Annotated in this window: 7 protein-coding genes; 2 read left to right on the top strand and 5 right to left on the bottom strand. The window is 40.5% G+C overall.

All coding sequences use genetic code 11. The annotated features are described in order from the left end of the window. Window positions 1-303: 303 nt before the first annotated feature. On the bottom strand, window positions 304-1,164 hold the full coding sequence (locus tag E2626_RS14160; protein WP_134382437.1) for a nucleotidyltransferase-like protein: 861 nt from the start codon (window positions 1,162-1,164) through the stop codon (window positions 304-306). Window positions 1,165-1,317: 153 nt separating this feature from the next. Here E2626_RS14160 and E2626_RS14155 point away from each other — a divergent pair, with 153 nt between their 5' ends. Further along, window positions 1,318-1,692, top strand: coding sequence for a YgzB family protein (locus E2626_RS14155; RefSeq protein WP_134382436.1), 375 nt, complete (start codon window positions 1,318-1,320; stop codon window positions 1,690-1,692). Window positions 1,693-1,750: 58 nt separating this feature from the next. Here the strand turns inward: E2626_RS14155 and perR are convergent, their stop codons facing one another. The 4 genes from perR to E2626_RS14135 form a co-directional block, all read right to left on the bottom strand. Further along, a complete protein-coding gene (perR, locus tag E2626_RS14150) occupies window positions 1,751-2,197 on the bottom strand; it encodes a peroxide-responsive transcriptional repressor PerR (protein ID WP_134382435.1) in 447 nt (148 codons plus the stop codon). A 132-nt stretch (window positions 2,198-2,329) separates the two neighbouring features. Continuing rightward, a complete protein-coding gene (locus tag E2626_RS14145; protein ID WP_134382434.1) occupies window positions 2,330-3,904 on the bottom strand; it encodes an AbgT family transporter in 1,575 nt (524 codons plus the stop codon). A gap of 440 nt (window positions 3,905-4,344) precedes the next feature. Beyond that, window positions 4,345-4,815 (bottom strand): thioredoxin-dependent thiol peroxidase, encoded by a 471-nt coding sequence (bcp, locus tag E2626_RS14140; RefSeq protein ID WP_134382433.1) that lies wholly within the window; start codon window positions 4,813-4,815, stop codon window positions 4,345-4,347. A gap of 48 nt (window positions 4,816-4,863) precedes the next feature. Continuing rightward, entirely contained in the window at window positions 4,864-5,268 is a 405-nt protein-coding gene (locus tag E2626_RS14135) for an ion channel (protein WP_134382432.1), read from the bottom strand. Window positions 5,269-5,347: 79 nt separating this feature from the next. Here E2626_RS14135 and E2626_RS14130 point away from each other — a divergent pair, with 79 nt between their 5' ends. Beyond that, the gene (locus E2626_RS14130) at window positions 5,348-6,634 is read left to right on the top strand and encodes a glutamate-1-semialdehyde 2,1-aminomutase (RefSeq protein ID WP_134382431.1); all 1,287 of its coding nucleotides are present in this window, start codon (window positions 5,348-5,350) and stop codon (window positions 6,632-6,634) included. Window positions 6,635-6,645: the final 11 nt, after the last annotated feature.

The raw sequence follows: 6,645 nt of genomic DNA, 5'->3' as shown, positions 1-6,645 counted from the left end.
AAACGTTGACGTTTGGTTGTTTAGTTTTCAAGGTTCAAGTACTTCTTTCCGCTTCGCTTCTTTAAAAGGAAGAAATGCGGCGTTGCTCTCTCAAGCGACTTTCTTATATTAGCATAATTTATTTCGATGCGTCAATAAGTTTTTTAAATTTTATTTTGTCGTGTTGTTGCCGCCTCATCAGCGACGTTTACTATCTTAACAAGGGTTTCAAAAAAGATCAATAGTTTTTTAAAAAGTTTTTCAAAAACATGTTTCCAGAAGATACATAGTAAAGGAGCAGACTTTGATCTGCTCCTTTTGCTGCTATACATAATAGTGTCTGTGGTAGATCCCTTTACCTTTTGTTTCAATCGGCTGGGTATGAATTTTTCCTTTATCAAGAAGGAATTCAAGCATTACTGCCAGATCAACCGAATAGTAATTTAGTTCCTCGTGTAAATGAAGTTCCTGAAAACTCCAGCTTTCTTTCTCTTCCATTACACTAATTAAGTGGCCCGCTCCGACTTCCATTCTAGAATGAATCAAAAATTCACTTGCCAGGAATAACAGTTCAAGACGTTTTTCCAGACTTTCTTCACTGTTAACCAGCTCTTCATAAAGCTTATAAATTTCAGGTTCAATTTGTCTAACCTGATTCCATACAGTTACTTCAGGATGAAATCCATTTTCGATGACAGCCAGTCGTGCTAAATGATGGAGTGAATGGACAACATGATTATAAGCATCTAGGAAATGCTTAGATTCAAAGAATGATTTTCCATCCATATATCTTCTGATTAACTTAGCGAATTCAATTCCCATTTTAATCTTTCGTCCATAAAACGGAAAATCTTTTAATTCCTGACGCAGTTGATCAATAAACTCATTACGATCAAAAACTGCCTGTCCGTTTAGAATCCAGTCAACTACTTTACGATTACTGCCAAGAAGCAGCCATTCTCTCAGACGCTCTTCAGTAACAACATGCATAGCAGCTTTTTTGTCTTCGTATGTGTAGTGTTTAATAAAAATCGGGTTTTCAGATTCTTTCACGATGATTAAAAGTATCGTATCAAAAGTATCGGTAATCGGGCTTTTTTTATCACGCTTTTCCATAATGACGATGCCAAGGGTGTTTGTCTGACTGGCCCGTTCCTGATAAATTGGACGCAATATATCTTCCATACACTGTAGCTCCTTCTCTTTTAAGTTGCTTCCCTACATGTATTCGACAAAAGGTCTTGATTTCCTTCATGTGTTTTCTTAAATAATCCGTCACGATTTCATTATTTTGTTTACAAGTTTCTATGATATAGTAAAAGTTCAGGAGGGACAATTATGGCAAAAGCTTATTCAAATAAAATTAACAAAATCCGTTCATTTGCTCTTGGTCTTATTTTTTTCGGAGTCATCATTATGTACGGTGGAATTTTCTTTAGAGACAATCCTATCATTATGCTGATTTTCATTTCTCTTGGAATGCTGTCTATTCTTTTCAGTATGGTTGTGTATTTCTGGATCGGTATGCTTTCAACAAAAGCAGTCGTTGTCACATGCCCGAACTGTGACAAGCCGACTAAAGTGCTCGGTCGTGTAGATATGTGTATGCATTGCCGCGAACCTCTTACACTCGATCCGGATCTTGACGGCAAAGAGTTTAATGAAGATTACAATAAGAAGAAAAAACAAACTTCCGGTTCAACCGAGAGTTAAGTAAATAAAAAAACAGCCTTCTTCTCAATTGAAAAGGAGGCTGTTTTTTTGCCTTGTATTAGTGAGCGCCTGCTTTGGCTTCACAATCACGACATGTACCATATACTTCCATGCGGTGATTATTCACTTTAAAACCTGTTACGTGAGAAGCTAAATGCTCAACCTCATCCAAGCCAGGATAATGGAAATCTACAATTTTTCCGCAATCTTCACAAATCGCATGATAGTGATCAGTTGTCACAAAATCAAAACGACTCGATGAATCTCCGTAAGTAAGCTCTTTTACAAGTCCTACCTCACGAAAAACGCGTAAATTATTGTAAACGGTCGCCACACTCATATTTGGAAACTTACCTTCAAGTGCTTTATAAATTTCATCGGCAGTCGGGTGTGACATAGCGCCTACAAGATATTCCAAAATCGCATGACGCTGAGGAGTAATACGTACTCCGGTCCCTTTTAGCGAATCTAAAGCATCTCTTAATTGCAATTCTGACACCGCCATGCACCTCTTTCTATATAAAGTCTTACTTTATAATCTTTATAAATAGTGTAACTGCCGCTAATTATATTTGTCAAATATATATAGGTAGGAAAACAAAAAGGACTCCGGAAAATCGGAGTCCTTTTTGAATCTTTAATTGTTATAGAAAATGTTAGCACCCGGTCCGAGATCTAGTGGCGGAATATCAATTCGTCCTATTTCGATACCAGGGAAGTACATGAATGCAAGAAGCATTAGCACCCAAACGATTGAAAATACAATCGTATACGGAATCATTGTTGAAATCAGCGTACCGATTCCAACCTTCTTGTCATACTTTTGTGCAAAAGCAATAACAATCGCGAAGTAAGGCATTAACGGTGAAATAATGTTTGTTGTTGAATCTGCAATACGGTATAGAACCTGAGTGAATTCAGGTGCATATCCAAGCTGCATCATGATCGGTACAAATACCGGCGCCATGAATGCCCATTTAGCAGAAGATGAACCGATAAAGAGATTAATCAATCCGACTACGAACATAAAGGCAAGTACGAGTAGCATACCATCCAGTCCAGCTTCACTTAACCAGCCTGCTGCGTTGTAAGCAAAGATCTGACCAAGATTACTGGTGTTGAAGTAAGCAACAAACTGACCTGCTGCAAAGGCAAGTACAATGTACATTCCCATTGTCGCCATAGTATCGCCCATCTGTTCGGCAACATCCGAATCATTTTTAATCTTCTTCGTTACGAGACCAAATACAAGTCCAGGGATCAGGAAGAAGATAAACAGAATCGGCACAAGCGTCTGGAAGAACGGCGCTGAAAGAATTTCATCATTCGGAAGTCCTGCACGAAGCGGTCCCCAGGATGGCACAACCAATAAAGCAATCAGTGCAGAAGTAACGATGATTGAAGCAAGTGCTGCCCATAGACCTTTTTTCTCCTCTGGACGAACGGTTGTCATGTCTTCGCCTTCTTCACCAGCGTAAGTTCCTTTATAAGTTCCAAGACGCGGCTCTACGATCTTTTCAGTGACAAATGTACCTGCAATTGTCAAAAGCACAACTGATGCAATCATAAAGTAATAGTTCATTAAGATGTTCATACCTTCAGCATAACCAGCATCAATTGTTGCTGCCGCTGCAATTGTCAGGTCACCTAAAAGTGGATCTAGTGATGTAACGAGAAGGTTTGCTGAGAAACCTGCTGATACACCAGCGAATGCTGCTGCCAGACCTGCCAATGGATGACGGCCAAGACCGGCGAATAATACCGCTCCAAGTGGAGTAAGTACAACATAACCCGCATCAGCAGCCATTGACGACATAATACCGCCGAATACAAGTGCTGCTGTTAACAGCTGTTTCGGAACTGATGTAACAAGTGCTTTCAGTGCAGCTGAAATTAATCCTGATCTTTCAGCAATACCAATACCGAGCATTGTCACAAGTACTGTCCCTAATGGTGCGAATCCTGTAAAGTTTGTCACTGCTGATTCAAACATATACAGAATACCTTCAGAGCTTAAGAGATTAAAAACTGCAATCTCTTCACCTTCAGCATTTTCAACCGTCCAGCCTAACGCTGAACCAAGTGCTGAAGCTAATACGACCATCGCTGCAAAAAGGAAGAACAGCGTTACTGGATGAGGAAGCTTGTTACCAACGCGCTCGATTCCATCAAGCCCTTTGGTAAAAAAACCTCGCTTTTTTGTAGCGTCCATAGAATCCCCCACTTTTTCACAAGAATCAATTTTCTAAAAACTTACCTGACGACAGGTAAAGCTATTATAATGATTGATTATGTAAATTTAAACCCTTACAGAAATATCCATAATAAAAACAATATTCATATGATTTAAAAAATACACACTGATCCGAGCTACAGAAAAAGTCTTGTAAATGCGTCCGATTCATTTAAGTTCCAGCAGGAGGCTTTCCGGACGGCATGCACTTAGTCAGCCTGCGGGGTCTCAGCTGACAGTCTAATCGTCCCGCAGTGCCCGCCTTCCACTTCAATAAACCTAAGTTTCTTATAAATTTACATGTAATTAAAAAGAAGAAAATGCTCATGAAACTGAGAGCATCTTCTTCTTCTTTTCATTTGCTAAAATATTAAGTTTTTACATGATTAGTGATTTGTCTGTTTCGTGCGTTTTTTTGATTAACGATGGTCTTTCAGGAATTGAAGGGTTTCTTCTACATGTCCTTTCACTCTGACACCACGCCATTCATTCATAATTGTTCCATCTTTATCAATCGCAAATGTCGAGCGGACAATTCCCATGTATTCTTTACCAAAATTCTTTTTAAGTTGCCATACATCATAGTCTTCTGCGACTTTATGATCTTCATCGACCAGTAAAGTGAATGGCAGATCATGTTTGTCAGCAAATTTTTTATGTTTTTCTTCAGGGTCGGGACTGATTCCCAAAATGACAGCATCCAGTTCTTCAAACGACTGATGATTGTCCCGGAAATCACATGCCTGTGTTGTACATCCAGGCGTCATGTCTTTCGGGTAAAAATATAGTACAACCTGTTTCTTTCCAATATAATCAGATAGTGATACTTCTGTACCGTCCTGAGTTTTTAATGTGAAATCAGGTGCTTTTTGTCCTTTAGCTGCAGTCACGAAAAAACCTCCTTATGTTTTCATAATTACAGCATAACGAACCGCTTGTTACTTTTCAAAAGTTTGACGGTCAGCATTTGCAATCAGTGTCCATATGACTGTGACTGGAAGAACCTGTCCTAAAAATGCTGCTGCCACTGCCACTGCCCTGCCGGCTCCCTCAGGAATCAGCTCTCCGTTTCCTACTGAAAAAAGCATCATGGCACTGAAGTACAGCATCGACATGAACAGTTGCCAGAAGGGTTGAGTTTCCACAGGTGTAACCACTTTCAAACCTTCCACCTGCATGACTGTATAAATGACAGCAAAGCCTATTAACAAAACTGTATATGTTAAGCTGATGTAAAGGAAATTTCTTAGTGAGAATAAGTATCCTTCCCAGGGAAGCTTTAATAAAGTTTTTACTGAGAATACCATAATGGTGATTGTTGCAAAAATGAGCAGCCACCCCATAACATGCACACTCCTTTAGTTTGCAGATCTATTTTGATCATATTACAATACGGAAGACTCAATGACAGGAGGAACTAAAATGAAGCATACGAATTCTGAATCGCTACATAGTGAAGCACTTGAACATATTGTAGGCGGTGTGAACAGTCCATCGAGATCCTATAAAGCAGTAGGCGGCGGATCCCCTGTTGCAATGGAAAGAGGAAAAGGCGCATATTTTTGGGATGTTGATGGTAACAAGTACATCGACTACCTTGCTGCCTATGGACCGATTATTACCGGTCATGCGCACCCGCACATTACAAAAGCCATTACACATGCTGCTGAAACCGGTGTACTGTATGGGACACCAACGAAGCATGAAGTTACGTTTGCAAAAATGCTGAAAGAAGCTATGCCTGCTATGGAAAAAGTCCGTTTCGTAAACTCGGGCACTGAAGCAGTGATGACGACAATCCGCGTAGCCAGAGCTTATACAGGCAGAGATAAGATCATTAAGTTTGCCGGCTGTTACCACGGTCATTCCGACTTAGTACTTGTTGCTGCAGGATCAGGTCCGGCAACGTTAGGCACCCCGGATTCAGCTGGTGTGACGAAGAATATTGCCAGTGAAGTCATCACAGTACCTTTCAATGACATTGAACCATTTAAAGAAGCGCTTGAACGATGGGGTGATGAAATTGCCGGCGTACTCGTCGAACCGATTGTCGGGAACTTTGGCATTGTTGAACCAAAAGAAGGGTTTCTGAAGCAGGTCAATGAATTGACTCATCAAGCAGGTGCACTTGTGATCTATGATGAAGTGATTACTGCATTCCGATTCATGTATGGCGGCGCACAGGATTTCCTTGATATCAAACCAGACCTGACAGCGATGGGTAAAATTATTGGTGGCGGTCTTCCGATTGGCGCATACGGTGGCCGTGTTGACATTATGGAGCAAATCGCACCGCTCGGACCAGCTTATCAGGCAGGAACAATGGCTGGTAATCCTGCATCAATCCAGGCAGGCATTGCTTGTCTTGAAGTTTTGAAGCAGCCTGGGGTCTATGAAGAAATGGACCGTCTTGGAAAAATCCTTGAAGAAGGAATTCTCTCATCTGCTGACAAACATGATGTGACGATCACGATTAACCGTTTAAAAGGCGCACTGACAATATATTTCACAGATGAAAAAGTTGTGAATTATGAGCAGGCAGAAGCAACTGATGGTGAAATCTTTGCCCGCTTCTTCAAATTAATGCTCGAGCAGGGAATCAACCTTGCCCCATCTAAATATGAAGCCTGGTTTTTAACAACCGAACATACTGAAGACGATGTTCTCCAAACACTTAAAGCAGTCGATTTTGCATTTTCACAGCTGTAAATCATCATATG

The organism is Jeotgalibacillus salarius, from assembly GCF_004405125.1.
Taxonomy (GTDB): domain Bacteria; phylum Bacillota; class Bacilli; order Bacillales; family Jeotgalibacillaceae; genus Jeotgalibacillus; species Jeotgalibacillus salarius.
Note: the sequence above shows the minus strand (reverse complement) of the source record. Positions and strands in the feature narration are given on the sequence as shown.

What these genes read in the sequence shown, in the direction of transcription:
- E2626_RS14160 (WP_134382437.1), bottom strand. Translation starts at nt 1,164, where the DNA reads ATGGAAGATATATTGCGTCCAATTTATCAGGAACGGGCCAGTCAGACA.
- E2626_RS14155 (WP_134382436.1), top strand. Translation starts at nt 1,318, where the DNA reads ATGGCAAAAGCTTATTCAAATAAAATTAACAAAATCCGTTCATTTGCT.
- perR (WP_134382435.1), bottom strand. Translation starts at nt 2,197, where the DNA reads ATGGCGGTGTCAGAATTGCAATTAAGAGATGCTTTAGATTCGCTAAAA.
- E2626_RS14145 (WP_134382434.1), bottom strand. Translation starts at nt 3,904, where the DNA reads ATGGACGCTACAAAAAAGCGAGGTTTTTTTACCAAAGGGCTTGATGGA.
- E2626_RS14135 (WP_134382432.1), bottom strand. Translation starts at nt 5,268, where the DNA reads ATGGGGTGGCTGCTCATTTTTGCAACAATCACCATTATGGTATTCTCA.
- E2626_RS14130 (WP_134382431.1), top strand. Translation starts at nt 5,348, where the DNA reads ATGAAGCATACGAATTCTGAATCGCTACATAGTGAAGCACTTGAACAT.